The organism is Rhodococcus marinonascens NBRC 14363, from assembly GCF_001894885.1.
GTDB lineage: Bacteria > Actinomycetota > Actinomycetes > Mycobacteriales > Mycobacteriaceae > Rhodococcus_F > Rhodococcus_F marinonascens.
Window position 1 is genome coordinate 355,711 of sequence record NZ_BCXB01000001.1, and the last position, 26,039, is coordinate 381,749.

At 63.4% G+C, this 26,039-nt stretch carries 20 protein-coding genes, 5 tRNA genes and 6 pseudogenes; 15 read left to right on the forward strand and 16 right to left on the reverse strand.

Features of this window, described 5'->3' with window-relative positions:
- Window position 1: 1 nt before the first annotated feature.
- The 3 genes and pseudogenes from pstC to pstB all read left to right on the forward strand — a co-directional run bounded on the left by pstC (window position 2) and on the right by pstB (window position 2,812).
- Window positions 2-1,080, forward strand: a pseudogene (gene pstC / locus RM2_RS01675) (phosphate ABC transporter permease subunit PstC).
- 3 nt (window positions 1,081-1,083) lie between these two features.
- Complete coding sequence (pstA, locus tag RM2_RS01680) at window positions 1,084-1,992, forward strand: phosphate ABC transporter permease PstA (RefSeq protein WP_072687093.1); 909 nt, start codon at window positions 1,084-1,086, stop codon at window positions 1,990-1,992.
- 43 nt (window positions 1,993-2,035) lie between these two features.
- Entirely contained in the window at window positions 2,036-2,812 is a 777-nt protein-coding gene (pstB, locus tag RM2_RS01685) for a phosphate ABC transporter ATP-binding protein PstB (RefSeq protein ID WP_072687094.1), read from the forward strand.
- Window positions 2,813-2,882: 70 nt separating this feature from the next.
- Here the strand turns inward: pstB and phoU are convergent, their stop codons facing one another.
- The 4 genes from phoU to RM2_RS01705 form a co-directional block, all read right to left on the reverse strand.
- Window positions 2,883-3,581: a phosphate signaling complex protein PhoU gene (gene phoU / locus RM2_RS01690; RefSeq protein ID WP_072687095.1), complete on the reverse strand. Its 699-nt coding sequence runs from the start codon at window positions 3,579-3,581 to the stop codon at window positions 2,883-2,885.
- A 94-nt stretch (window positions 3,582-3,675) separates the two neighbouring features.
- The gene (locus RM2_RS01695) at window positions 3,676-5,586 is read right to left on the reverse strand and encodes an LCP family protein (protein ID WP_072687209.1); all 1,911 of its coding nucleotides are present in this window, start codon (window positions 5,584-5,586) and stop codon (window positions 3,676-3,678) included.
- Between the two features lie 120 nt (window positions 5,587-5,706).
- Entirely contained in the window at window positions 5,707-6,849 is a 1,143-nt protein-coding gene (gene dusB, locus RM2_RS01700; RefSeq protein ID WP_072687096.1) for a tRNA dihydrouridine synthase DusB, read from the reverse strand.
- A 78-nt stretch (window positions 6,850-6,927) separates the two neighbouring features.
- The gene (locus tag RM2_RS01705) at window positions 6,928-7,884 is read right to left on the reverse strand and encodes an acyl-ACP desaturase (RefSeq protein ID WP_072687097.1); all 957 of its coding nucleotides are present in this window, start codon (window positions 7,882-7,884) and stop codon (window positions 6,928-6,930) included.
- 907 nt (window positions 7,885-8,791) lie between these two features.
- On the opposite strand from RM2_RS01705, the gene RM2_RS01715 reads away from it, so the two are divergent.
- Window positions 8,792-9,343 carry a hypothetical protein gene (locus RM2_RS01715; RefSeq protein ID WP_072687099.1) on the forward strand — a complete coding sequence of 184 codons (552 nt, stop codon included), beginning with the start codon at window positions 8,792-8,794 and terminating at the stop codon, window positions 9,341-9,343.
- Between the two features lie 325 nt (window positions 9,344-9,668).
- Complete coding sequence (locus tag RM2_RS01720) at window positions 9,669-10,919, forward strand: MFS transporter (protein WP_245813690.1); 1,251 nt, start codon at window positions 9,669-9,671, stop codon at window positions 10,917-10,919.
- Window positions 10,920-10,943: 24 nt separating this feature from the next.
- On the opposite strand, the gene RM2_RS01725 is transcribed toward RM2_RS01720, so the two are convergent.
- Window positions 10,944-11,016 (reverse strand) — tRNA-Lys (locus tag RM2_RS01725).
- A 326-nt stretch (window positions 11,017-11,342) separates the two neighbouring features.
- On the opposite strand from RM2_RS01725, the gene RM2_RS01730 reads away from it, so the two are divergent.
- From RM2_RS01730 to RM2_RS01745, 4 genes are all read left to right on the forward strand, one after another.
- Entirely contained in the window at window positions 11,343-11,999 is a 657-nt protein-coding gene (locus RM2_RS01730; protein WP_072687101.1) for a TetR family transcriptional regulator, read from the forward strand.
- A 98-nt stretch (window positions 12,000-12,097) separates the two neighbouring features.
- Window positions 12,098-12,170 (forward strand) — tRNA-Glu (locus tag RM2_RS01735).
- Between the two features lie 104 nt (window positions 12,171-12,274).
- Window positions 12,275-12,348, forward strand: a tRNA-Asp gene (locus RM2_RS01740).
- 66 nt (window positions 12,349-12,414) lie between these two features.
- Window positions 12,415-12,491, forward strand: a tRNA-Phe gene (locus tag RM2_RS01745).
- A 32-nt stretch (window positions 12,492-12,523) separates the two neighbouring features.
- Here RM2_RS01745 and RM2_RS01750 read toward each other — a convergent pair.
- Window positions 12,524-13,619, reverse strand: a pseudogene (locus RM2_RS01750) (site-specific integrase).
- Window positions 13,620-13,863: 244 nt separating this feature from the next.
- Window positions 13,864-14,526, reverse strand: a pseudogene (locus RM2_RS01755) (cell division protein FtsK); the annotation flags it as partial.
- Between the two features lie 93 nt (window positions 14,527-14,619).
- On the opposite strand from RM2_RS01755, the gene RM2_RS24365 reads away from it, so the two are divergent.
- The gene (locus tag RM2_RS24365; RefSeq protein WP_169846664.1) at window positions 14,620-14,781 is read left to right on the forward strand and encodes a hypothetical protein; all 162 of its coding nucleotides are present in this window, start codon (window positions 14,620-14,622) and stop codon (window positions 14,779-14,781) included.
- Between the two features lie 3 nt (window positions 14,782-14,784).
- On the opposite strand, the gene RM2_RS01760 is transcribed toward RM2_RS24365, so the two are convergent.
- Window positions 14,785-15,438 (reverse strand): winged helix-turn-helix transcriptional regulator, encoded by a 654-nt coding sequence (locus tag RM2_RS01760; protein WP_072687102.1) that lies wholly within the window; start codon window positions 15,436-15,438, stop codon window positions 14,785-14,787.
- Between the two features lie 97 nt (window positions 15,439-15,535).
- Here RM2_RS01760 and RM2_RS01765 point away from each other — a divergent pair, with 97 nt between their 5' ends.
- On the forward strand, window positions 15,536-16,618 hold the full coding sequence (locus RM2_RS01765; protein WP_072687103.1) for an NmrA family NAD(P)-binding protein: 1,083 nt from the start codon (window positions 15,536-15,538) through the stop codon (window positions 16,616-16,618).
- 166 nt (window positions 16,619-16,784) lie between these two features.
- Window positions 16,785-17,258, forward strand: coding sequence for an SRPBCC family protein (locus RM2_RS01770; protein WP_072687210.1), 474 nt, complete (start codon window positions 16,785-16,787; stop codon window positions 17,256-17,258).
- 247 nt (window positions 17,259-17,505) lie between these two features.
- Here RM2_RS01770 and RM2_RS25820 read toward each other — a convergent pair.
- Window positions 17,506-18,888: pseudogene (locus RM2_RS25820) on the reverse strand (rolling circle replication-associated protein); the annotation flags it as partial.
- Between the two features lie 171 nt (window positions 18,889-19,059).
- On the opposite strand from RM2_RS25820, the gene RM2_RS24370 reads away from it, so the two are divergent.
- Window positions 19,060-19,127 (forward strand) — tRNA-Phe (locus RM2_RS24370).
- 119 nt (window positions 19,128-19,246) lie between these two features.
- Complete coding sequence (locus RM2_RS01780; RefSeq protein WP_084721587.1) at window positions 19,247-19,900, forward strand: TetR family transcriptional regulator; 654 nt, start codon at window positions 19,247-19,249, stop codon at window positions 19,898-19,900.
- Window positions 19,901-19,918: 18 nt separating this feature from the next.
- On the opposite strand, the gene RM2_RS01785 is transcribed toward RM2_RS01780, so the two are convergent.
- Window positions 19,919-20,977 (reverse strand): lysylphosphatidylglycerol synthase transmembrane domain-containing protein, encoded by a 1,059-nt coding sequence (locus tag RM2_RS01785; protein ID WP_072687104.1) that lies wholly within the window; start codon window positions 20,975-20,977, stop codon window positions 19,919-19,921.
- Between the two features lie 170 nt (window positions 20,978-21,147).
- On the opposite strand from RM2_RS01785, the gene RM2_RS01790 reads away from it, so the two are divergent.
- Window positions 21,148-21,891 (forward strand): VIT1/CCC1 transporter family protein, encoded by a 744-nt coding sequence (locus RM2_RS01790; protein WP_072687105.1) that lies wholly within the window; start codon window positions 21,148-21,150, stop codon window positions 21,889-21,891.
- 316 nt (window positions 21,892-22,207) lie between these two features.
- Here RM2_RS01790 and RM2_RS26050 read toward each other — a convergent pair.
- From RM2_RS26050 to RM2_RS01820, 6 genes and pseudogenes are all read right to left on the reverse strand, one after another.
- A pseudogene (locus tag RM2_RS26050) lies at window positions 22,208-22,372 on the reverse strand (IS256 family transposase); the annotation flags it as partial.
- A 9-nt stretch (window positions 22,373-22,381) separates the two neighbouring features.
- Window positions 22,382-22,490 (reverse strand): annotated as a pseudogene (locus RM2_RS25825) (esterase family protein); the annotation flags it as partial.
- A gap of 122 nt (window positions 22,491-22,612) precedes the next feature.
- Window positions 22,613-22,837: a YncE family protein gene (locus tag RM2_RS25015; RefSeq protein WP_072687106.1), complete on the reverse strand. Its 225-nt coding sequence runs from the start codon at window positions 22,835-22,837 to the stop codon at window positions 22,613-22,615.
- Window positions 22,828-23,022, reverse strand: coding sequence for a hypothetical protein (locus tag RM2_RS25020; RefSeq protein WP_072687107.1), 195 nt, complete (start codon window positions 23,020-23,022; stop codon window positions 22,828-22,830). Before RM2_RS25020 ends, RM2_RS25015 begins: the two co-directional genes overlap by 10 nt.
- A gap of 500 nt (window positions 23,023-23,522) precedes the next feature.
- Complete coding sequence (locus RM2_RS01815) at window positions 23,523-24,407, reverse strand: universal stress protein (protein ID WP_072687108.1); 885 nt, start codon at window positions 24,405-24,407, stop codon at window positions 23,523-23,525.
- A 71-nt stretch (window positions 24,408-24,478) separates the two neighbouring features.
- A complete protein-coding gene (locus tag RM2_RS01820) occupies window positions 24,479-26,017 on the reverse strand; it encodes a CYTH and CHAD domain-containing protein (RefSeq protein ID WP_072687212.1) in 1,539 nt (512 codons plus the stop codon).
- Between the last annotated feature and the right edge of the window lie 22 nt (window positions 26,018-26,039).

Sequence of the window (26,039 nt, forward strand, 5' to 3'; positions counted from 1 at the left end):
AATGAGTGACGCGCCCATCGAATCAGTACCGCGCACTTCCGGCCCCGCTTCCAGTGGGGCCGGGCTGGGCGGTCCGAACGGCACCCGGAGGCCGAGTTGAGTTCCCCCCAGACACAGACCCAGGCGCCGGGACCGAAGGTCGCGTTGCGTGGCAAGTCGGCCACCCGTCTCGGGGACCGCGTCTTTTCCGGAGCCGCATCGAGTGCGGCCGTATTCATCTCCTTACTCATCGCCGCGATCGGCGTATTCCTCGTATGGCGCGCAGTCCCCGCGCTGAGCCGGAACCAGGCGAACTTCCTGACCAGCCGCGAGTGGTTCACATTCGACATCAACGACATGGCGTTCGGCGTCCTGGACCTGTTCCAGGTCACCGTGATGGTCTCGCTGTTCGCGCTGGTTCTCGCCATGCCTGTCGCGCTCGGTATCGCGATCTTCCTTGCGGCGTACTCGCCGGACTGGCTCAAGCGACCCTTGGCGTACATGATCGACCTGCTGGCCGCGGTCCCTTCCGTCGTCTATGGGCTGTGGGGTCTGCTCGTGATGGAACCGGTGATTCAGCCACTCGCCGTCTGGCTCAACGAGAATCTCGGCTGGTTCCCTCTGTTCGCGACAGGCACCAGTTCGATTACCGGTGGCGGCACCATCTTCACCGCTGGCATCGTGCTCGCGGTGATGATCCTTCCCATCATCACCGCGGTGACCCGTGAGGTGTTCGTACAGACGCCTAGATCTCACATCGAGGCTGCGCTCGCCCTGGGCGCCACCCGGTGGGAGGTGGTGCGCACCACGATCATTCCGTTCGGCAAGTCCGCTTACGTCAGCGGTTCGATGCTCGGCCTGGGCCGCGCTCTCGGGGAGACGATGGCGCTCTACCTGATCCTGCGAACCACTTCACAGGCCTTCGGATGGTCGTTGTTCGACGGCGGCGCCACCATCGCATCCAAGATCGCCCTTGGCTACGCGGAGTTCAACAACGACATCCAGGCGGGTGCCTACATCGCGGCCGGCCTGGTGCTCTTCGTGCTCACGTTCGTCGTGAACGCCGCTGCGCGTGCCGCGATCGCGGGAAAGAGGAACTGACCGATGACCGCAACACTCGACACGCCGGTCAAGACGCCAACCTTCCGAGGGGTCGGTACCCGCCGGCGAATCACCGATCTCGTGGCCACCGTCATGGTTACCCTGGCGGTGCTCGTGGCGCTGGTCCCGCTCCTGTGGGTGCTACTTACCGCGATAACGAAGGGCCTCCCCGCACTGACGTCCGCCACGTGGTTCACCAACTCGCTCAGCGGGTTGTCGGCTTCGGCGCCGGGTGGTGGTATCTACCACGCACTGGTGGGCACGATCATGCAAGGACTCGTGGCCTCGGTGATGTCTATCCCGCTCGGGCTCTTCGTCGCGATCTATCTCGTCGAGTACGCCGATCGGAAGTCGCCCCTGGCCAGGCTGACCACCTTCATGGTCGATATCCTCAGTGGTGTCCCGTCCATTGTCGCCGCCCTGTTCATCTACGCGCTGTGGATCACGACGTTCGGCTTCCCCAAGTCGGGATTCGCGGTGTCGCTCGCGCTGGTCCTGCTGATGGTTCCGGTCGTAGTCCGCAGCACGGAGGAGATGCTCCGCATCGTTCCGCAAGATCTGCGCGAAGCGTCGTACGCCCTGGGAGTTCCGAAGTGGAAGACGGTTGTCAAGATCGTGCTTCCCACCGCACTTCCCGGAATCATCACCGGTATCATGTTGGCGCTCGCCCGAGTGATGGGTGAGGCCGCCCCGCTCCTGATCCTCGTGGGATATGCGCCGTTCATCAACTTCGACCTCTTCAACGGCGAGATGGGCACGCTGCCCGGGGTCATGGTGGCCGAGATGAGCAATCCCACTGAGGCGGGTACCAACCGAATCTGGGGTGCGGCGCTGACATTGATCCTCCTCATCGCATTGCTCAATGTGGTGGCCAAGGTTGTCGGCCACTTCTCGCAGATACGTACCAAGTGACACATACACTCGACATTGATCACCAATCAGTAGGGAGCCGGTAATGGCCAAGCGTCTGGATCTCAAGGACGTCAACATCTATTACGGCAAGTTTCAGGCCGTCGCAGATGTTCGGCTGTCCGTTCCCCCGCGGAATGTGACCGCCTTCATCGGCCCCTCCGGTTGCGGCAAGTCGAGCGTCCTGCGCTCGCTGAACCGGATGCACGAGGTGACTCCCGGTGCGCGCGTGGAGGGTTCGATCCTGCTCGACGGTGAGGACATTTATGGCTCCGGCATCGACCCGGTCGGTGTCCGCAAGACGATCGGCATGGTGTTCCAGCGGCCCAACCCGTTCCCCACGATGTCCATCAAGGACAACGTGGTCGCTGGACTCAAACTGCAGGGTGAGCGCAACAAGAAGCGACTCGAAGAGGTGGCGGAACAGTCGTTGCGCGGGGCCAACCTGTGGAACGAAGTCAAGGACCGTCTAGACAAGCCGGGTGGGGGGCTCTCCGGTGGGCAGCAGCAGCGTCTGTGCATCGCCCGTGCCATCGCTGTGTCACCCGACGTGCTGCTGATGGACGAGCCTTGTTCGGCTCTCGACCCTATCTCGACCCTTGCGATCGAAGACCTCATAACGGAGTTGAAGAAGGACTTCACCATCGTGATCGTCACTCACAACATGCAACAGGCAGCACGGGTGAGTGACCAGACCGCGTTCTTCAATCTGAATGCGACGGGCGAGCCGGGACGTCTCGTGGAGATCGACGATACACAGAAGGTTTTCTCCAATCCGACACAGAAGGCCACCGAAGACTACATTTCGGGCCGGTTCGGATAGAGCAGTTGCAGAAAAGTGCCCAGACCGGACCCCTTCGGTCGGGGCGCTTTTCTGCATATGAGTGGAGTTCTTACGATTCCGGGTACGCAGTGAGGCTGTCGGCATCCACTGCGGGGGTCTCCGGCTCGTCGGGCAGTTTGCCGGTGACGAGGAAGATTACCCGACGTCCCACCTCGACTGCATGGTCGGCGAAGCGCTCGTAGAAGCGGCCCAGAAGCGTGACATCGACGGCGGCGGCCACGCCGTGGCTCCATTCGCGGTCCATCAGCACTGTGAACAGGTGCCGGTGGAGGTCGTCCATCGCTTCGTCCTCCTCGCGAAGGCGCGCGGCCCGTTCGGGGTCACGAGTCTCGAGAACCTCGCGGGCAGCGGCACCGATGGACACGGCGATCTTCCCCATCTCGGCGAAATATCCGTTGACCTCTTCGGGAAGCACATGGTTGGGGTGCCGACGGCGCGCGATCTTCGCGACATGGAGAGCCAGCGCCCCCATACGGTCGATGTCGGCGACGATCTGGATCCCACTGACGACGGAGCGGAGATCACGGGCAACCGGTGCCTGTAGGGCGAGGAGGGCGAAGGCCCGCTCCTCGCAGATGGTGCTGAGCTCGGTGACTTTGTCGTGCTCGCCGATCACCTGCTCGGCGAGGGAGAGATCGGCTTGGAGTAGCGACTGGGTGGCTCGCTCCATGGCGACCCCCACAACCGCCGCCATCTCACCGAGCAGGTCGGCGAGCTCGGTCATCTGTTCGTTGTAAGCCACACGCATGAAATGACACCCTACGGCGGATGGGAAGCCAAGTCATTATTTACGGTAGACGGCACGGTGAACTCGGGGTGAATGAATTCCCTGATGGGCGCTCTCAATAGCAGGACACGTCGCCCGCGTTCACGACTGCGAGATCGGTCGGGATTTCCACGTCCTCCGGTTCGCCGACACGAACGTCCGACACGCTGACCGGAGTGTCGGACGCGAGCGGTGTCTGCACGGTTCCGGAGAAGTTCGAACCGAGTACGACCTCGACGACTGTGCCGAGTCCCTTGGCCGACTCGAGGACCGCGCCAGGGAACGACGACGCAACGGTGGCCGCCTCGTCGTCGTTCGCGGGCGAGAACCGGACAACGGTGTCGTCGGTGGTACCCGCCGCGTAGTTGCCGACATCGTAGATCTCGAAGCCCTCGGCTGCCAGCGAGGCCGCGACTGTCGCCGCCAGCCCCGATTCACCTGACGCGTTCGAGACCTGCACATTCACGCTGGAAGGGTCGACGGTCTGCACGGATTGTGGCTGCGGTTCGGGTACGGACTGGGGGAGGGGTTCCGCGCGCTTCTCGCCGGGCAGGTCGTCGTCGTCGATGATGGCGCGGAAGATCGACTTGATGTCGTCGGTGCGGGGAATCTCGTTTCCCCACTCGTTGGTGCCCGCGGTGGGCACCGTCAGGAAAGTGACTGCGTCCGCGTCGACATTCTGCAGTGAGCGTCCCAGCGTGACCAGCGACTCGGTGTCGATGTTCTCGACGAAGGTTTCGCTGGTGAACGCATTGATCAGCCCGTTGAGTTTTGCGGGATTGAGCAACACCTCACTCGACAGTGCACCTCGGAGCAGTGAGGACAGAAATTTCTGCTGACGATTGATCCGTCCGTAGTCGCCGTTGCCTTCCGATTCCACGTGTCGGGCACGAACGAAGTTCAGCGCAGTATTTCCGTCCAGTACATGCGTGCCCGCTTCCGGCAGCACGGTGCCGAGTATTCCGTCTTCGAGCGGTTGCGGGGTGCACACCTGCACGCCGCCGATCTCGTCGACCATCGTCTCGAAGCCGGCGAAGTCCATGCCCACGAAGTGTCCAATTTTCAGTCCGGACATCTTCTGAATCACCTTGACCAGGCATTTCGGTCCACCGAGCGCGTAGGTGGCGTTCAGTTTGTCGCCGTAGGCGGCGGGGTATTTCTCATCCACATATGTGCCGGCGTCGTTGTCCCAGCCTTGGCAGGCCGGGCGCTCGACATCGAGGTCGCGGGGGAACGACACCGTGACCACCCTGCTGCGGTCGGCGGGGATGTTGACAAGCATTACCACATCAGCCCGCGCGCCCTCGGCGTCCTCGACTGTTCCGGCGCCGACCGCGCCGCTTGCGCCTGCCCGGGTGTCGGTGCCGACGATCAGATACGTCTCGTCGCCCATCTGCCCGAGCGCGTCGACGATGTCCGTCGACTCCGTGTCGAGGGCCGCGATCTGGCCGAATTTGCCCATGGTGGAGTGGAGGTAACCCCAGACGGTGCCGGTTCCGACGAGCGCGCCCACTGCCACCATCGCAACGGCGGCGCGACCGGCCGTGCGGAGGCGTTTACGCCGTCGGGACCTGTTCAATGCCAGGCGCGTGACCCCGGGATTGCCAACCGCCCTGGGTGCGGACATGTTTCCGGGCATTGGCGACTGCTGCTTATCAACGGCGGGAATGATCTCGGTCTTGTCCGGATCGTCCGGCCTGTGCGAATCGTCTCCGGAGACCTTCTTCACCAGGTTTGCGACGGAGACTGCAGTGGGTCCACCCGCGGCACGGCGGGCATTTCGGCCGCTGTCCTGGTTGGCGGACGCGGTGGGTTCTACCTGCGAGGGAGGCCCGGTTGGGACAGGATGTTCGGGAGGTGGCTGTCGCGGTGGAACCGGGCCCTGCCGACCCGGGCGGGCTTCTCGATAGCTTCGGTCCGCGAGTGGGCGCTCCCAGGGGGCGCGGGATCCGGGAGTGGGTGGTTCCGAACTGTGATCATCACCCACCGATTCAACCTGACCCTTCTTGCTTACTCGAGCATCCGTCGGCCCCGACAGATTCCAGTAATGATACTTATTGATGTTCGAGGCTTCATCGATGACGCGATGTGACACTCGTTCGACCGGCTAGCCCCCTGAATGCGGCATGTCGGCGCCGGCGGGAACCAGGCAGTCCTCGGGGTCGTCGAGCCAACCCTCAGGAAGCGCGACTGTGCCGGGTGATCCCTGACGTCCGCGCGGCCCCTCAGCGTCCCTGGGAAACGGGATGGTTGGGTCGAGCTGGACGAGGAGAGCGTCGAGCTCGGTGAGAGTGCTTACCATGGCCATCGCGACTCGCAGTTCGGACCCGACGGGGAAGCCCCGCAAATACCAGGACACGTGCTTGCGCAGTTCACGGAGGCCCTTGTCCTCACCGTGGTGGGCGGCGAGAAGTTCAGCGTGACGGCGGACGATGGCGGCAACCTCTCCGAGGGTGGGAGGAATGGGTGGCGGGTTACCGTTCAGTGCGGCGCTCAATTCGGCGAACAGCCACGGTCGGCCGAGGCAGCCGCGGCCGACAACGACACCGTCACAGCCGGTCTGCGTCATCATCCGGGCCGCATCCTCGGCGGCGAAGATGTCGCCGTTTCCGAGTACCGGTACGTCCGTGACGTGCTCCTTGAGGCGGGCGATCTCGTTCCAGTCGGCGGTACCGGAATACCGCTGAGCTGCGGTTCGTGCATGCAGTGCGATCGCCGCCGCGCCCTCGTCGGCGGCGATCCGCCCGGTATCGAGATGGGTGTGGTGCTCCGCGTCGATTCCGACACGGAACTTCACGGTTACCGGGATGTCGGTGCCCTCGGTGGCCTTCACAGCAGCGGCGACGATCCGAGCGAACAGTGCACGCTTGTACGGCAGCGCCGCACCGCCACCCTTCCGCGTCACCTTGGGGACCGGGCAGCCGAAGTTCATGTCGATGTGATCGGCCATGTTCTCATCCACGATCATCTTGGCAGCGGCGTACGTGGTGTCCGGATCGACGGTGTACAACTGCAGGGACCGCGGGGTCTCGGTCGGGCCGAACGTGGTCATGTGCAGGGTCGCGGGCTGACGCTCGACAAGCGCGCGTGCAGTCACCATCTCGCAGACATACAGGCCGGACGTGCTGCCCGCGCGCTCCGTCTCGAGCTCACGACACAGCGTGCGGAACGCGACATTGGTGATGCCGGCCATGGGGGCCAGAACCACGGGGCTGCGCAGCTCGAGTGATCCGATACGAAGCGATGACATTGACAACCTCTGGGAAAGTGCAGGAACAAAATGCGCCCGGCACCGAATCCGGTACCGGGCACAGGATAACTGTTTACGCTACGAAACCCGCTGCTCGCGCTTCTTGGCCTCACGGGCGAGCATGCGGTCGCGCTGCTCCTCGAACTTGGTGGCTTGGGCATCGAGGTTCTCCAAAAACTTGCCCAGGCCCTCGCGGATCTCTTCTCCGCGGGCGGTGAAATCGTTCCGCTCGAAGACGTTCCACTTGCGGACGACGGGCATGACAACCTCCTCGAGGTGCTGGCGGAGGTCGTAGATGCCGTGCTTGGCCATCAGCACCCCGTTGCGCCGGAAGTTTGGCATGCCTGCGCCGGGCATCTGGAAGTTCTGGACGACATGGTCGATGGCTTCGAGTACTTGATCGGGCGCGAGGTCGAGAGCCGCACCGCACATATTGCGGTAAAAGATCATGTGCAGGTTCTCGTCGGCCGCGATGCGCTGGAGCATCTTGTCCGCGATCGGCTCGTTGCACGCCTTACCAGTGTTTCGGTGGCTGACACGGGTGGCCAGCTCCTGAAAGGTCACGTAAGCGACGGAGTGGAGGAAGCCCGCCTCCACTCCGGAAGGGGAGGAGAAGCCGTTGGTCATGTGCTCCATACGGAACTGCTCGAGCTGGACGGGGTCGACGGCACGGGTCACGACAAGGTAGTCGCGCATCACGATGCCGTGACGGTTCTCCTCAGCGGTCCAGCGACCGACCCACGTGCCCCAGGCGCCGTCCTGCGAGAAATTCTCGGCGATCTCACGGTGGTAGGAGGGCAGGTTGTCCTCGGTGAGGAGGTTGGTGATCATCGCAGCCTTGGCGACCTCGTCGAGCCGGGACTGCGCGGGATCCCAGTCGATGCCGCCCAACTCGGCGAAGTTGCGTCCTTCGTCCCACGGGACGTAGTCGTGGGGGTGCCATTCCTTGGCCATGGAGAGGTGGCGGTTGACGTTCTCTTCCGCAACCGGCAACAGCTCCTGGAGCAGTTCGAGTTGGGTCAGATCCCTCGCCATGTGTAATGCCTCCATGTAGCTGATTCGGCTGTAGCTCGATTTGACTGTGGCCTGATTTGACTTCGCTCAGCGTACGGCACCGTAAGTAGATTGGTAAACGCCACCGGAGGCCCGGAAACCCGTTGGAATTGCTATCCCGTAGTCGAGTTGTCCGGTGTCCCGCCGCACGCGCCCAGCTATTCCGACACAGCGTACCGAACGGTGTGTGCGTGTATTGCCCAGCGTAATCGTTCCGGCGGTTATCGGCTGGGCGCCGCGCCGCCCTCTCGGTGTCGTTGACCTAAAGGCCTCCCGTGCGGCGATGTGCTGCTACGTCGCCGAGGCGACCATCGGCGGTCTGATGGGGTGCGTTGCACCGTCCGTGGTCGGCGACATCAGCCCGCAGCGTTGGGCAATGGCAGCCCAGGCCGACCTGGGATTGGTGTTCGCGGTGGTGATGATCCGGACGCTTCCCGCCCGCTGCTCTCTCGGCCGCAACCCCTCGAACTATGTGCCGTGGAGTCGAATGTGTTTGTACACCTGTGCGACCCGGCATCGAGGGCGCTGCTCTCGCTGGCCTTCATTCTGATGGGCGGATTTGTCTCGGTCTACAACCTGTCCTTCCCGAATTGTCCGGTCCCTCAAAATATTCCGAAGGAAAGTGTTTGATTGCGGTGGTGCCCGCCATCAACGGAGTACGACCACCACCGCCGCCGGAACCTCTGGCCGAATTCAGGGTGTCCCACATGTCTGTTGCGGTCTGCCGGGTTGCTCCCGACAATCGGTACATGGGCAACAACATGAGCAGACTGGAAGGGATCCCCGCAGAGTTGCCCGAAGCCGTGCGCGTGGACGTCGAACGATGGGAAGGTTGTCCGACTTTCCGGGTGCTGGATTTAGGAGCGTTGCAGACTGAGGGAGACAGATCATGACGGCTGGGAACAGTTCATCCACCTCTACACCGGCGAAGTCGGGACTCCCGGCGTGGAGTAAAAAGGTCATTGGCGTCGTCGTTCTCCTGGTGGTGGTAGTCATTGCCTACCTCATCCTCTCGGCGTATTTTCCGCGGGCGTGGGCTCAGAACGTCGGTGGTCTGGCCAACGGTAGTTTCGGCGGCGGGATCTTGTGGGGGCTGTTGTTCGGCTTCGTGTGCACACTCGTTCCGTTGCTGCTGTTCTACGGAGCCTGGCGATTGCTGCGCCGGCGACGCTTCAGACCGATGCAGATCGGGTTGTTGATCGTCGGGATCCTGGTGCTCCTTCCCAACATTCTGACGCTGAGCGTGGTGCTCGGCGTCAACAGTGCGGCGCACGCGGGGGAGCGGATTATGGACGTGGACGCACCCGGATTCCGTGGCGCGTCCCTGGCCGGAGGGATCATCGGCGCGGTGGTGTTCCTTGGTGGAATCGGGGTCGGTTGCACCTACCGCAAACGAGGCGAGGACCTTGCTCAAATTCGCAAGGATGCGAACGACAAGTAGGCCCAGCCGGGCCCAGACCTGCCGCCGGCCGGATCACAGCGCCGGCGCGCGCCGACTACGAGCAGGGATTTCGTGCTCTCCACCGTTTGCCGGACAGACTTTTTGAGCGTAGACCCGATCCCATGCCGTCCGCATCTAATGGCTTCCGCTGTGATCATCGTCGGAGTGGCGCCCCCGCCGTGCCGAAACATCATTCCCGACTGCCACACGCTGCTTGCGGTCAACTATGAGCACAACCGCAAGGGTCGCCGAAGGCGATTCGCGCCCAGGGTCTTCTACGCCGAACCGACTGACGGTGTTATTCGGAACTGGTGCTGGCAATGCGATGGAATCGTTCGACTGGAGCATCTACACGACCTTTGCCGTGTTCTTTGCTCCGCAGTTCTTCAACAGCGGCAGTGCGGTTTCCGATCTCCTCAGCACTCTGGCCGTCTTCGCTGTGGGATTTGTGGCCCGCCCGTTCGGCGGCTTCCTCTTCGGTTGGCTGGCTGACCGACGAGGCCGTCAGTTGTCCATGGCCCTGACGGTCGGGGTGGGCGCGGCGGGCAGTCTGGTGATCGGCCTGACACCAACCCATGCCACCATCGGAACCTGGGCGGCGTTTGTCCTGCTGGTTGGTCGGCTGCTTCAGAGCCTTGCGTTCAGCGGTGAATTGCCAGCAGCGCAGACATACATCAGCGAGGTGGCGCCGCGTGAGCGGCGAGGACTGTGGTCGAGCCTGATCTACGTCTCCGGCACCGTCGGCCTCATCACAGGCACCCTGCTGGCTGCAGTGCTGTCCTCGGTACTGACCCCCGCGCAGATGAACGACTTCGGCTGGCGGATCCCGTTCATCCTTGGGGGCCTGTTCGGCTTATTCGCGCTCTACATACGTTCGAGACTGCCAGAAACCGAGACCTTCACCAAGGCGCTGGAAGCAGCGAATGCTGAACCGGGTCATGGATCAGTGTTGAAGAAGATGTGGCAACGTCCGGGGCTGTTGTTGCGGGTCATCGGCATCACTGTCGGTGGGACAGTCGTCTTCTTCGTGTGGGTAGCGGCGGCTCCAGCCTACGCGATCAGCGTTCGAGGTGTGCCCGCGACGGGAGCGCTATGGGCCGGCGTTTTCGCCAACCTGGTGCTTCTGGCTGCGCTTCCGTTCTGGGGCATCATCTCCGACAAGATCGGGCGAAAGCCCGTCCTGATCTTTGGCACGGTGACGCTGATGCTTGTGCTGTTTCCGCTCAACGCGATCATCAAAGGGCAGGCGTGGCAGCTGTTCATCGCGATGGCCATCGCGATGATCCTGATCGCGTCTACCGTCTCCATCCTGCCCGCGGTGTATGCGGAAATGTTCCCGACCGGAATCCGGGCCACCGCGCTCGCCGTCCCTTACTCGATCGCAGTCGCGTTGTTCGGCGGCACGGCGCCATACCTGCAGACCTTCTTTGCGGACAACGAGATCCCCGATGCTTTCAACTGGTATGCGATCGGGATGATGGCCATCACCGTCGTCACCGTTGTCTTCATGCCCGAGACCAAAGCGCTGGACCTGACGAAGGAAGACGAACCCGACCTCGCAGTTCGCACGGCCTGACCGGGATGAACCTGGTCAGGAGAGTGCCCCCAGTAGGACTCGAACCTACGACCTGCGGATTAAAAGTCCGTAGCTCTACCAACTGAGCTATAGGGGCGCGGGGTGAGAGTCTAATGTGCCGACGGAGACGGTCGGAACTGCACCCCCGGCACGGCGTGTTGAGCCGAAGGGGCAAAAGTCGGCTCGGGTGCGCACCCCCTGCAGTGCACCCGAGCCGAGAGCAAATTATACCACTTGGTGTGTTTTGGTGGTGACCAACTCCAACTACACGCGGCTCTTCAAGTTTGTTAATCAGCCGAAGCAAGACTTGAAGACTGGTTTGTTGGTTTTTTCAAAACGGGGATACTGTTATGGAAGGACTCGGGCCTCATCCTGGCAGGGTGATGGTAAGGAGTACCACACCTGGAAGAAGGATTCATTGCCATGGCACGTCAACAGGAGCGTGCGCGTCGCACCCGCGCCGCGCTGGTGGAGTCGGCTGCGATCGAGTTTGCGAAGCGCGGGTATGCGGCCGCCTCGGTCAACACGATCCTCGAGGGCTCGAACGCCACCAAGGGGGCTATGTATTTCCACTTCCAGTCCAAGGAAGATTTGGCCCGCGCCGTTCTCCAGGCCGGAGTCGAGCAATTCACTGCTCTGACGGATCGCTGGACACGTCGGACGGATATAGGGCCTTTCGAAGCGCTCCACGGCTTCGTGGTCGACCTCGCGAAGTTGTTCCACTTGTGCGTGATCGTCCGGGCCGAGTTCCGATTGATCGTCGAACCAGAGTTCTACCCCGACGTGCTCTCCGGCGGCTCGCAGGTGTGGGGTCGCACGGCGTACGAGTTCGCCGCCCGAGCCGAGAGCGAGGGGCTTCTGCGCGCCGACGCCGATCCCGAGAAGTTCACCCGCGTTCTGGCGGCATCCCTCGCCGGCCAGAGGTACATGTCAGACATGATTGCGCTCGAGGGCGACCTCGTTGAGCGGTTCGAGGAATCACTCGAAGTGGTCCTCGCGGCGATGGCATCGCAGGAATGGTTGGAGAAGTTCGAGGGGGAAGGATGGCCGGATTGCGGATCGGAACTGCCCGATTTGTAGTCTGAACTGGCGATTTGGGGATTTCTCGCTTGGTGTCCTAAGCTATCCAAGCTCCCAACGGAACGCCGTTGAGGTACTGGTTCGGAGAAATCCGACGGGCCCCCTTCGTCTAGCGGCCTAGGACGCCGCCCTTTCAAGGCGGTAGCGCGGGTTCGAATCCCGTAGGGGGTACGTTTGGCCGGTGTTGAGCATGCGGTATGGTTCGGCAGCAGTAAATGTGACAAGCAGGATCGCTTTACGACGTTTCGTTCGTAAAGCACAGTAGGACAAAGCAAGGCCCTGTGGCGCAGTTGGTTAGCGCGCCGCCCTGTCACGGCGGAGGTCGCGGGTTCGAGTCCCGTCAGGGTCGCAAGAGTGGTGCCAGTATTCACTTCTGGCAACACATTGCGATTGGCATTCGGTTCGGGTGCCGCCCGGCCAGGTAGCTCAGTTGGTACGAGCGTCCGCCTGAAAAGCGGAAGGTCGCCGGTTCGATCCCGGCCCTGGCCACCACGGTTGACCTGCACGGACACTGTGACTGCACTCTATGGTTGGTTGGTCTTGTCCGGTTCCTGTCCGTTCGCTTGGTTGGCTGCGGTGTCGTGGAGCCGGTCGAGGTTTGTGGCTACGTGGTCAAGTTCGTCGGAGTAGAGGTCGCTGCAGATGTTCGCGGTGACAGTGGGTGTGGAGTGCCCCATGGTCTTCTGGACATAGCGGAGGTCAGCGCCGGAGGCCCGGGCGAGGCTGGCGTAGGTGTGTCGCGGTTCATGGATGGTGAGTGGCGCGAGTTGGGTTTTCTGAAGCACGCGGGACCAGTGGGTGTGCCGGCGCCAGTTGTTTGATCTGAGAAAGCCGCCGTTCGGTGAGGTGATCGCTTGTTCGCTGCGTTCGTGGCCCGCGATCCGTGGCTTGAGCCCGAACTCGCCGACGGCGATCTGGGGGAGTGGGACGGTTCGTACGGCGGCACGGGTTTTTGGCGGACCGACGATGATGCGGCCTTCCACCTCGGGCGCGGGCTGACGGACATAGAGCCTGCGTGCCTGGTAGGTCGATGTCGCCCTGGTCGCCACATGCTGCCGCCAGGGCGGAGACTTCGGTGGCTGTGAGATAGCGGTGGCGTTCTCGGGCTGGTATCCACCCGGCCGACGCGCCTTGCGCCGGGTTGCTGTGGATTCGGCCGTCCTCGCGCGCCATGTCGAGGATCGACCGCAGGAGCCGAAGCGTGGCCACCTTGGCCCGAGGGCCGACGGTCAGGGATTCGATGAAGCTCTGGACGTCCGTGCGGGTGATCTCGTCGAGCGGGATGTGGCCGAATCGGGGGCTGATCCGCAGCTCCCAATGCTGGGTATAGCCGCTCCAGATCTTGGGCGATACCGCCCGTTTCACGGCGCTGTACTGGGTCCAGATTTTCGAGAGGGTGACACGGCTAAGTCGAGGGTCAAAGCGCCTTTTTCCGGTGGCTGCTTCACCATCGCGGTCAGCCTTGAAAGCCTTCGCTTCCCAGAGGGTGGAAACGGTCGATGACGTTTCAATCCATCCCGACGGCGAGTTGGGATCGCGCACCAGATGGCGCACTTGATAGCGAGGTTCGCCGGCTGCGTTGGGTCGCTTTCGGATGCCGCGGGGTACCGAACCGGCCATCTAGCGCCGCACCTCTGCAGCCATGCGCGGACTTCCGCTGCGTCCCAACGTCCCAACGCGGTGAGAAAGCGTATAGCACGGGGGCCCCGTGCCTCGCCGTGGTCGCGCAGCGCGCCCCAGTGGCAGACTGTCGCTGACGATACTCCGAGGAGGTCGGCAACTTGCTCTGCGGTGAGCAGCTCGGGAAAGTGGGTGGAATTCGCTGCCGCTGTGGCGAAATTCGAAGCTAGCACTGCGGTTCCCGTTACTTGTTTCCGAACTTGGCGGCAACCGCGCGGACAAGCGAGTCAGGCCAGTGGTCAGCACGAACGCAAAGGGCTGATCCGTCTTCGTCGACGGCGTAGCCGGTACCTGGGTTGTTCGGGTTTATGCAATGGGCGGGGGCTTTGTCGGCGAGGCCCTCGTCGAGCATCATGGCGACCTCTTCGCTTGAGCGCAGCCGCAGCGCAATGGTTTGGGTGAACAGGCCGCGCATCGGAAGGATCTCCGTGCGGGGGTCCTGCATGAAGGCGACCACCACGATGCCCAGTGCCCGGCCCTTGGTCAAGATGCGTGAAAGCGACTTCGCGACCTCCTTTCGGAGTGTCTGGTCGCTCATGTGGGCGGTTAGGCCGGCCAGCTCGTCGATCATCAGGACGATCAGCGGCTCCGCGGCAGTGGCAGTGTGGTCACGAGTCCTGCCAGCCATCCGCCGGCCGCGGTCGTCCATGATTTCCTCCACCTTGCGCAGCATCGTTGCCGCGTCCGCTTCCGTCGTTGCGACCGTTTCGAAAAGTGCTGAACCCATTGCGACTTCGATTCCGTACTTAAGGTCCACAGTCAGCAGCCGCGCCAAGCCTGCATTGACCGCTGGGCCAAATCCGCCTGCGGTCCCCCAGAAGATGGACCCCTTGCCCGATCCAGAGCAGCGTTAGTTTAAACTTTAAAGTCGATACTCATCACGAAATGCACGGTTGAGGCTGTGGCGGCCTCGGCCCGCCGGAGAGGGTCAATCGTCGCAATGACAGTCAGCGTTGACCAGCGTCGCCGCGGCTGGATCGATGTCTACTCGGCAGCAACCTGGGCGCAGTTGCTCGCTTGGCGAGGCGAGCCCGCCTTTCAGAAGATGCTGCGGGGTAGGGGATCGAACGTGTCCTCCTCGGTGGGCCACGCCACCCGGTGAGGCTCACCGGGCGCCGAATGACCGCGCCGTGAGTCGCCAGAAATCGTTCATTGCCCGCTTGGAGCCGCGCTGAAGCTCGACGTGATTCCGTGTGTAATCGGAGAGGGCGATGTCCCCGTCGCCGAGCGCGATGAGCGCCTCGTACTCGGTGGCGATGGCCAGCGGCGCGTCGGGGTATGGTTCGTATCGAACGCTGACTTCTCCGTCGGCAACGTCGATTGCGAAGTGCTCATCGTCGACGATCAGCTCGACGTGGACAGCGTCGTCTCTCACGACTCTGCGCAGTGCTTCCTTCAGGGTGACGACGATGGTTCGGAGATTTCCCGGACGGCGGAGGTCGGTCGGCGCGGGATACTGAGCACCGAGGGTTGCTAGCTCGAACAGCAACGGAGCGGTGCGTTCTCCGTCTTCGGTCAGTGCGTAGACGACGACGCCATGGTTGGCGGTGCGCTTGATGATCAACCCGTCGTCTTGTAGTTGCTGCAAGCGGGTGGTCAGCAGGTTCGAAGCGATTCCGTTGAGGCCGGTGAGGAGGTCGCTGAAGCGCGCCGGACCCGCGTGGAGGTCACGCAGGATCAGTAAACTCCAGCGGTCGCCGACCTTGTCGAGCGCCCGGGTGATAGGGCAGAGCAGTCGATAGCTGCGGTGTTTGGGCATGCCGCCCAGCCCCTTTCGCGACGTAGTATTGACTTTAAAGTTTAAAGTGTAATACTAGGTATGGCAGATGACACCCAACCCTAACCCAGGATCCACCATGACTGCCCTCCCTCGCGTTCTCGTCACCGGCGCCACCGGCAAAACCGGCCGCGCAACTGTCCTGGCTCTGATCGAGCACCATTCCGACGTCGTCCAGACGCGGGCTCTGGTCCGAACAGACGACCACCGCGCCCGCGCACTTCGCGACGCTGGTGCCGAAGTTGTCATAGGTGATATGAGCGACATTCGAGATCTGCGCCGAGCCATGAGCGGCGTGCAGCGCGCCCATCTTGTCGTCGCTAACACCAACAACTCACTCGACCACGCCCTGAACTTCGTGGTCGCCGCGGCGGCGGAACGCCTGGAGCACGTGGTGGCAATCGGGCAGTGGTTGGCGAGCGAAAGCCATCCGTCCTTGATGACCAGGCGAACCTCGCTGGTCGATCAGGTGCTCAGATGGATCCCAGAGGTCGACCACACGGTGATCAACGTCGGTTTCTTCGCCGACAACATCATGTCTGGGCTTGGCATCGCCGCGCAGCTCGGCGTTCTCAGTCTTCCGCTTGGCAGGGGAGCAACTGCCGTCATCTCGAATGAGGACATCGGGCGCGTGGTCGCTGGCGTACTCAGCAACCCGGCGCCATACGCTGGTCGAACGCTCAGACCCACCGGACCGCAGGTTCTCACCCCAGAAGACATCGCCGCCGTGTTTGGCGAGGTGCTCGGTCGTGAGGTTCGGTACGTAGAGGCGTCCGAACGGATGGCGCTCAAGTCGTTGAGGGCGGAGGGAAGAAGGGCCCCCTTCGAGCAGGCTCAGGTCGTCCACTACCTTCGCGAGTATCGTCGCGGAACGTTCGCCGCAGGGGGAGCCACCAACGTCGTCGCGGAGGTGACGGGCAGGCCCGCCGAAGACCTCACGACGATCGTCAGACGCTACGCCCTTTCGGATCCGCTTGCGCGGCGCTCACTGCCGAATTTGTTCCGCGCGGTGGCGCAAACCGCGAAGGTCATGCTAACGCGCCCTCTGGATCTGAAGCGTTGGGAGCGCGAGAACGACCTGCCTACGGTCGATGGCGAAGACAGCATCGACGTGGCCGAGTGGAACCGGACCCACGCCGTCCCCAATGCCTTCGGGGTGTAGGTGAACAACGATGACCCATACGCTCCATGGTCGACCACGGGCTTTACGGCCGGCAGACCAAAACGACGGCGTACTCGACGTCGTCAACGGGACAACCCCGCGAGATCGATCTGGCCGACAAGTACTCGAAAGAAGGACACCCGCCATGTCGCATGAGGAAGAGATCATGAGCGTCACCATCGTCGATGCCGGACCCGGCCAGACAAGCCGATCCGTTGAGGTCGCCGCGCCAGCGGCCGAACTGTTCGCAATCGTGGCCGATCCGAGCCGTCACCACGAACTCGACGGCTCCGGCACCGTCGGTGACAACATCGTCGCACCGCCGAAACTAGTCGCAGGATCACGTTTCGCCACCAAAATGCGGATGTTCGGCATGCCGTACCGCATCACCAGCACTATCACCGCACTCAAGCCAGACGAGCTAATCGAATGGCGACACCCCCTCGGCCACCACTGGCGGTGGGAGTTTACGGCGTTATCACCCAAACTCACCCGCGTTACCGAGACCTACGATTACCGCAACACCGGGTCGATCAAAGAGCGGTTGCGGTTCTACCAACGCACGGGTTTCGTGAAAAGTAACGCCGCCGGCATTGAAGCGACGCTGGCCAAACTTCGCAGCCGCCACCTTCACACGTAGGCGTCTACGCAACGACCTAATGTACCCAACAGGGGCACTATGAGCCGCCTGTCCTGTCCGGCGCTGCTTTGCAGGCGTGAACTGCACGTGGAGCGTGTTGGTAGGCGAAAGTGTCTGTCCCGCAAGATATGAACAAGAGACCATCTGTCACTCGCACCACACCGAAAAGGGTTTGTCGTGGGTGCTTTCCCGCAGCGCTTAGGGTCCGCTGTCTCGTTTCTAAAGAAAAGAGACAGCCGATCAGCGAATCGTTCACGAGGGCGTAGCCACCGGCAAGTCCGCCTTGGTTGCACAGGAGTCGTCGTCGGCGGACCCTGCGTTGGCGTAATTTCCCGGTCTGGCTGTCTACCCGTCGAACTACCCGGCGGGCCGTCCGTGGCAAGCACGTCGGTGGGAAAATTCCGTGCGATGCCGCCGTAGGTGGCCTGGGACCGCGACCAGCGACGGAAGATCCGGCGGGCCGTCAGGTAGGCGTCCTGAGCGATCTCCACGACCGCAGTGGCTCGTTGCAATCCATGGACGCCCCAGAAGCGGCCCTGTCCGTGGCCCGGCTTGCGCCACGCGTCGGGCACGATGTGTTGATACTCCGTGTCGCCCTGGCGGTTTGGCGAAGAATGTTTGGTGAAGTAGATCGCTAGACGTTTGGGATCGCATGCGCGCAACCCGTTGAGGACGTCGACAGCCGTGCCGGCGAGCAGATGGCGCGCGCGTTGCTCAGGGTTAGGGTGCGCAACGATGTCGGCCCATTCCTGTGACAGCCACTCCCAGAATAGGCGCCCAGATCGTCCGGGGATCTGCGGTGGCGCCATCCACAGGTGAATGTGCGGGGCGCCACGTCGCTGAAATTCCAGCTTCCAGATGTGCCGGGCTGGCTCGCCCCATTCGCGTTGAAATCGCCTACGCCACAACACCATATGTCGCTTCACACTGGCGCCATCAGGGGGCACGCATTCCCAATCGTCGGGGTAGGTCAGGGTCACCATCGCTGGCACACGGCCGCACTCCACCAGTGGGGTGTAGTCGAGCTCGGCGAAGGTCCGGCACATCGCAGCACGCGACTTGCGGGACCATTCGGTGATCCCCCGGCCGGGCTTAATCCGGTCCATCTCATCTGCTACGTCGAGACGGTGGCGGTTGACTGCCCGCTCGGATGTCTTTTCCGCGCGAACGGGATTAGTCCAGCCGAGGCGAACGACGCCCGGGCTGATCGTGATCCGGAATCGGCCGGATTCCGGTTCTGCGCTATGCCGGTCCCGCCCGACCGCCCATGGCCGCGCCCGTTCAAACAGTGCGGCCGCCGAGGCCACCAGGTCGGGACGCGGGAACCGCAGCCCGAGGGCATCCGTGGCCGACAGCTCCGCGTTGGCGTCGCCCTCGACGGTGTTGCGGACACTTTTGGGACATATAACAAGCCCGTCGGCCCCAGCCGAACCGCGACCTCCACCGCGGCCGCCGTCCGACCGACCGCTATCGCTCTCCCGGCCTTGACGGCCTCGGGCGCTCGCGGCCTACCGGCGTCCGCGGCTCCGGCCGCGCTCCGACTGGCCGTTCGGGTTGTGTCGAGCCATGAAGTGGGTCGCTCCGCAACCGTGGCGCGCATACGTGCGATCGACCCTGTGATGGCGGGCATCGGGTACCTGCTCCCCGGGAGCCCTCGGGCGCATCACTGAGTGACGGGCGATGGGGGTTCCCTGTCGGGAGTGCTGTCACCGTGTCCGGGTTGTGTCCGATCGTCGGACGAGCGGCATGCGTCAGATGTGCTCAGCGCGCCGCACTTGACGCATGAACGTCGCTAAACCGCAGTTCAGTGGCCATTCCGTCCGCCTGAAAAGCGGAAGGTCGCCGGTTCGATCCCGGCCCTGGCCACCACGAGTTATCGGAACTCCGTTGTCGAGCAAGTCGGCAGCGGAGTTTTATTGTCCGCATCCGCTGGGAGCGGCACGGGTCGCCAGGCTGCCAGTCATCAACGGGTGGCTAGGCTGACCTTCATGACCAGTGTTGGAGAGCCCTTGGTGGCGGGCAGCGACGGGTTGCTGTCGTTGCTTCGCGATGGGCAACTACCCTCGCGCGGAGCCAAGGCGCCGCAGCGGGAACGCTACCAACGCGTCGTCACCGCAGCGATGGACCTCTCCTCCGAGGGCGGATACGACGCCGTGCAGATGCGTGTGATCGCAGACCGGGCCCAGGTCGCCCTCGGAACCGTGTACCGGTACTTCCCCTCCAAGAATCACATGCTGGTGATGGGACTCCTAATGGTGTTCGAGGGGATGCGGGCCCGGTTCGAGAACGTCGAGATCCCGGGTGCGACGCCTTCCGCGCGAATTCTGTTCGTTCTTCGGAAGAACACGGAAGTCCTCGAAAAGGACCGCCTGAGGTACGAGGCCATGGTGCGTGCCTTTATGTTCGCGGACGCGTCCGCGACGGCCGAGTTGGATGCCTTCGGTGCGTTGATGACCGAGATGTTTGCCAAGTCCATAGGTGTCGACGAGGTCTCCGAGGACCAACTCAATGCCATACGCGTGATTGGCGACGTGTGGATGTCGAGCCTCGTGTCGTGGGTGGCCGGTCGCATTTCCGTCGACGAGGTCATGGCCCATCTCGATCTTGCCGTCCGCTTGGTTTTCCGGAGGCTGGGCGGGTAGTTCACAAGCGGGATGGCTTTACTCTCCGCGAGGCCAGAGCGGTTCGAGGTCGGGGCCATCCTCGTCCTGCTGCGCACCTCGATACCGCACGGCGAAGACGATCCAGCCAATGGCCGCCATGAGTAGGAAGCTCACCAACCGGTAGACGACGATTGCGGACACCGCTTCGGCACCGGACATTCCACTTGCGGTAAGAGCAGGGACGAGCACGGCGTCCATCACCCCGAGACCCCCGGGGAGGAGCGGGATTGCCGAACCGGCCGCTTTGCCCGCGGCATACGCGACGGCGAGTCCGGCCAAGGCGGGGTGCCCCCCGATTGCGTAGCAGGCGAACGCGAGGCAAGAAACGTCGGCGATCCAGTTGAATAGTGACCACCCGAACGCGCGCGCCGTGTCGCTGCGACCCATCCGTACGGCGCTCATCTGGTTCACGATGTGCATCCACTGGCGAACGCCGGTCAGTGGCGGCCTCTTTCGGACCGAGTTGAATGCGCGCAGTGCGGTGATGCCCACACCCTCCAGAGCGTTCGGTCTCGACGCCGCGTACTGTGCCAGGACGAGGAAGGCGCACAGGCCACCGAAGGTGAAGATCAGTGAGAACGGGTTGGTCTTGGCTCCGACGAGCAGAGCGCCCGTTAGTCCGAGAAGTGCCAGTCCGACGGCTTGAAGTGCGCCGGCCATCACGAGTTGCCACGTCGCGACGACCGGTGTTGCACCCCAGATCCGGGTCCGCCGATAGGTGAACGTCGCGGCCAGTACCGGCCCGCCCGGAAGCGTCGCGCTCATCGAGTTGGCGGCGTAGGTCACGGCCAGCGACTGCCGCTGCCGGACATGTACGCCGGCGACTCCGAGCAGACACCGCTGCACCCGCGCGAAGCTGGACATCGACGCCAGCGATGCGGCGACGGCAGCAGCCAACCAAACCCACTCGATGTCGCCGAGGTTGCGGATGCTGTCGGACAGGTCCGGCCAGACGAGGATCACTTCGACCGTGAGTACGACGATGAGCACGCCACCGATCGCCCATTCGACCCGCCGCCTCCGGGGCGTCCGGTGAATGTCTTCGGCGTCGGTCATACGGGTCCATTACGCGTGGCAGGTGACTACACCGTATACCCGCCGTAATAGCCGGCGTCGACATCCCGTTCTCGTCCTGGTGAGCTGGGCGTGTGGTGAATGTGCCGGGATTTGCATAGCTCAGCCTTGCCTGGCTATCCGACCGGACGGTTTGAAACTAGCCTGAACTCATGTCCGCAGAAGACGCTGAGCGGGCCGAGCGTGCGCTGCACCCTGCGGTGGAGCCGCACAAGTTGAGTCTGGCCAGTCGCCTCAACTGGCTCCGAGCCGGAGTGCTCGGTGCCAACGACGGCATCGTGTCAACCGCAGGTCTTGTAGTCGGTGTCGCTGCGGCCACAACCGACGGATCGGTGATCTTCACAGCCGGACTTGCAGGCCTTGCGGCAGGTGCGGTGTCGATGGCGCTGGGCGAATACGTTTCGGTGAGTACTCAGCGCGATACCGAGCGGGCGTTGCTGTCAAAGGAGCGCCGCGAACTAGCCGAGACTCCCGGTGCCGAGTTCGAGGAACTTGTCGAGATGTACAGGGAGAAGGGTCTTCGCGCCGACACCGCCCGTGCGGTGGCACGCGAACTCACCGACCGCGACGCGTTCGCCGCCCACGTGGATGTCGAACTGGGCATCGACCCGGATGATCTGACCAACCCATGGCATGCCGCGGGCTCGTCGGCGCTGGCGTTCACGCTCGGCGCGATCATTCCGCTGTTCGCGATCCTCTTACCGCCCGAACAACTGCGAATTCCGGTGGCATTCTTCGCCGTGCTGATCGCTCTGGCACTGACAGGCACGGTGAGTGCGACTCTCGGTGGCGCCCAGCGGGTCCGGGCGGTAGTACGAGTCATGCTGGGCGGCGCGCTCGCGATGATCGTGACCTACGCGATCGGCCAGCTGGTGGGGATGGGCCTGTCCCACTAGTGCCTTGTTCGGCTGAGGAGGCGTGATGACATAGCGGGCAGGTGCCGATCCAATAGGTAAGTGTGCGTTGGAGTTCACGCACGATGTCATAGAGGGTCAGCCCCCGCCTACCGGCTTGTGGGTCGGTGATCCGCAGGACAGCAATGAACAGGTGCGCGGCTTTCGAAAATGGTGCAGTCCCCGGCCGGTTTTCAGTCCCCGGTAGCAGTGGTCGATCCGCCAGCGAATTTCCGCCAACCTGACCAGTTCGGAGACGGGTGCCCGGCGGCCCGGACGAGGCCTCTGCAGGTCGAACGAAGCTCGGGGTAGCGCGCCGGTGCTCATCCATCTCCGCTTCGAGTGCCGTCTCGAGCACGTTCCCCGTGGTCTGGCTGAGCAACCGGTTCGGGCCGATCAACTCGACACCGTCGGCCTCAGTCTGCGCCAATAGTTGCTGCGCCAACTCCTGGTGATCGATCTTCGCCAGATCATGACGGATCAACCGCTAATCAGACAGTCTCGACACCGATAGTCCCGCGATGGCATATTTCCCTGGTCGTTCCCAGCATGGCGTCGGCGATCGACGGAAGTTCCTCGGTGAGGAAGGTAGTCCATTTGTGAGGGAAACCTCTCTGCACGAGGTGATCGGGGAATATTCCCGAGTTTCCCAACAAGATTGGGGCAGTGTTCGCCCGATCGATGCGGCTCCCGCGTCCTTCGGCTACTGCTTACAGTGCGGGTATCAGCTGAAGGCACTGCCTGCGCCCGAGCCGCTGCCTGTCAACGAATCGAAGTCGATGCACAACGAACCGGTGCACCGATCGAAGGCGATCACCGACACCGTGTCGTCGCCAAGGTTGGTGACGTAGGCGCGGGACCCGTCCGGGGTGATCGCCACCCGGAACGGGCCGATCCCGACGTCGATGGTCTCGACCACTGTGTTGGTGCCGGTGTCGATCACGGACACCGTGTTGTCACCACGGTTGGTGACGTAGGCGCGGGACCCGTCCGGGTGATCGCCACCCCGAGTGGGTCGGCCCCGACCACGATGGGCGCACCCACGACTGCATTGGAGGCGGTGTCGATTTCCAACACCGAATCGCCATCAAGGTTGGTGACGTAGGCGCGGGTTCCGTCCGGGGTGACCGCCACCCTTGCGGGAGGTCCCCGACTGGGACGGCGGCGATGACGGTATCCGCTGTCGCGGCCGATACCCCCATGCCGGCCATACCGAGGACCATCGCGACGGTGGCCGCCGCCCCGATGGTGAGACGTGCGGCGCGCCCCGGACCGTCGGGTAGCGGCGTACCGCATTGTCCTGATTCACATTCGTCTCCTGCCTCAGAGGAACAAACCGGATCAACCCTGCTGCGGGAAAGCTTGCTGCGGAAGGCTCGCGGTCGGAACCGAACACCAGCCCATCGGAGGGTAACAACCGGATTCTGATCTTGGACCTGAAACCGACGAAATCCGTTCGGCCGCAAGTCCACAAGGCTGAACGAGGAATCGTCGAACATGCGGATCGCGGCGTGTTGGGTCGAATCCGTTCTGTACAACGCAGATGCGGTGGGGCAGGTCCGGCACGAGTTGGTACTCGAAACCTGCTCTAAACCAGATCAATTCACGGGAGGACTATTGGCAGCGAACGATCGTCACTTGCTCCGGCAGATCATCACCGGGCAGGTGGCGTGGTGGAGCAGATTCTGGCTTGTAGAACCCATCAACGCGCCGAGTACCGGTCCTCTGCCGTGACTGCCGACGACGATCAGTTGTGCGTCCTTCGCGTGCTGCATCATCGCGTCTGCCGCGGCACCCTGCTTGGCAACCTTCGTCACGGATACATCCGGGAATGTTTCCGACTCGCCGGCGAGGCCTTCAGCGAGAAGGGCCTCTTCCTCCTGCCTCACTGTGACCCAGTCCACCAGCAAACCTTGCGATGTGCCCCCCATGGCGGGGGAGCCCTGCCAGGTATGGAGGCCGACGAGCGGTGCGTCGAAGAACGACGCGAACTCGAATGCGCGCGTCACTGCGTCTCGGCTGAGATCGCTTCCGTCGACGCCGACGACCACCGGACGCTGGTCCGGTGGGGCGCCGTCGCCCCGGAGGACGACGACCGGGCACGGCGCGCGGTTGGCGACGTGGAGTGCGGTCGAACCGACGAGCACGGAACGGAACGCTCCCGCACCCGTGGACCCCAGCACGATCAGCCGGGCCCGGTCGGAGGCTTCGATCACGGCGGTGCCACCGGGACCTGGACTTATGGTGGTTTCGACTTCGAGACCAGGAAACTGCTGTCCCAGCAGCGTCCTCGCCGTGGCGATGATGGCTTCGCCGTCCTCGCGCACCTGACTGAGAAACCGGGATTCCAGCATGACCGCCGCGGGGCTGTACAGCGGGCCGTCGTGCGGGAGCGCGTGGACGAGGGATAGCGGGGCGCCCCATTTGGACGCAACCGCCGCTCCCCACAGGGCTGCGTTCGTGGAGGTGTCGGATCCGTCCAGGCCGACGACGACGGAATGGCTGGCGGGTGTGCTCACGGCGGGCTCCCTTCGATGACGCTGATGCACGACTGACCGTGCCTTCATCACACAGTGACTTACTCCCGACCTTACTTCCAGATTTTCCGGGCAACCTTCTTCGCGCTCTTCCACGTCTGCTTCATGTCCGCTGCGAGGGCATCACCGATCATGAGCTCACGGTGGAACAGCATCCCGAAACCGAGACTCGACTGTGCCGAATGCCGGCTGTCGGTCACCATGTCGAGCAGATGTTGTGGTGACACCACCGCGTCCTGGTAGTCGCCGAGGACGTCCTGGAAGTCTTTGAACGCGTCGAGGGCACGCTCCGACCTGTTCGGGGCGAGTTGCTGCGTTGCCTCGATGGTGTAGCGCATCTGCTTGGAGCGCTTGCGTGCTCGGTGGGTGAGCTTGTCGCGTTCGGCCCGAGTCTCGGCCTGGCGTGCCCGTTTCACCCGATGCTCCACGGAGTGCGTCAGCATCCGCAGGGCGCGTGTGACCTCCACAGCGGAGGGTGCGCCCTTGCCGCACCCGATGCCGGCGACGAACACGTCCAGAGCGGAAAGCAATCCGAGATAGCGATCCGAACTCAGGGTTGCGAGTGCTCGGGGTCGCGCAGAGGCAACTAGACCGGAGAAGTACTCGTCGAGGCGCGCGCGCACTACCTCCCGGTCGGGCATCTCCGCGATCTCGTCGACCGCGGCGGCGAGCCTGCCCTGCTGCACTTCTGCATCGCGTGCGCCGCCGAGGCTCTGCCCCAGCCATCGCAGTTCGCGGACGAGGTCCTCGGCGGCCTCACTCGAGCCCAAGTCGGGTCCGTACATCTGCAACACGCTGCGAATGCGCCTCGCCGCCACCCTCAGGGCATGGACGGAATCGTTTGTGTCCCGACGGACCTCGACGTCCGCGTGAGTGAGCGCCCGAAGCTGTGCATCGAGGTACTCCCTCAGTAGCCGCCGCGGCCGAGGCTTCTTCTCCATCTCCGCAGGACGTGACGGCACCCCGACGGCATCGCCGAGTGCGCGCCGGAGTTTGGAGGGGGTGTCCGAGCGCACGATCCCGGAATCGAGAAGGCGAGAGTTGATGGCGTCCAACAGTGTTTGGCCGCCCGCGCCCTGCTCTACCTCGATCTCGCGCCATACCCGCTCGTCGGGGCCCGCGGAACCGTCCGGGATCGCGGCGATCACGACGTCCGACGCGACTTCCGCGAGCGTCGTGCCCGCCGAATCCAGCAGGCGGTGGCGTTCGCGGTCGGTGCTGATCAGCGCAACGGGGTTCACGGCAGCCCCGCGGGTGATGGCGGTGAGCAGATCGGTGAAGGCGGTGGGAACGTCGACGCCGGATTCGGCGGCGTCTGGCGGCAGTTGCAATTCGGTTCGCGTGTCCGTCCCGGCGGGCAGTTTCAGATGCCATCCCGCGTCGTCGCCACCTTCTCTGCGGCGGAGCGTGATTCCAGCGGTCAGGAGTCTCAGGTCGGTGGTGTCGTAGTAGAGAGCGGAAAGCTGAATCGAATCGATCAGCGGTTCCCCGTCCACGCCCGGCAGTCCGGAGAGGCTGGGCATCTGTTGCTCCGAACAGGACTCGTACTTGCGCTCCACTTCGGAGACGCCCTCGGGCGTTGCTGCACTCATGACACCATCTTTCTGGTTGGGC